General features: G+C 70.6%; 1 protein-coding gene. It reads right to left on the reverse strand.

Annotation, left to right across the window (positions count from 1 at the left end; translation table 11 throughout):
- Position 1: 1 nt before the first annotated feature.
- Positions 2-313: AMP-binding enzyme (locus ACSNOG_RS33115; protein WP_436756375.1), on the reverse strand; the 312-nt coding region annotated here is incomplete at its 5' end.

The following is a 313-nucleotide window of genomic DNA, read 5'->3' on the forward strand; positions in this document are numbered from 1 at the left end:
CTCAGTCCTGGGCGTAGCGCAGGCGCAGCTCGGCCTTGCGGACCTTGCCGGTGAGGGTCTTGGGCAGGGCCGGGACCACCTCGAGGCGTTCGGGCAGGAACCGTTCGTCCTGGCCGGACTCCCGCAGGTGCTCGCGGATCTCCTCCAGGCTGGGCGTCCCGGCGCCGCTGGGGACGACGACCGCGCAGATCATGTCGTCCACTTGGCCGGTCGGGCCCACGAGGGTCGCCTCGGTGACGGTCGGGTGGCGGGAGATGATCGCTTCGAGCTCGGTCATGGGGACGACGATGCCGTCGCGCATGATGGCGTCCTT

The sequence above is a fragment of the Streptomyces sp. URMC 124 genome (assembly GCF_051386455.1).
GTDB lineage: Bacteria > Actinomycetota > Actinomycetes > Streptomycetales > Streptomycetaceae > Streptomyces.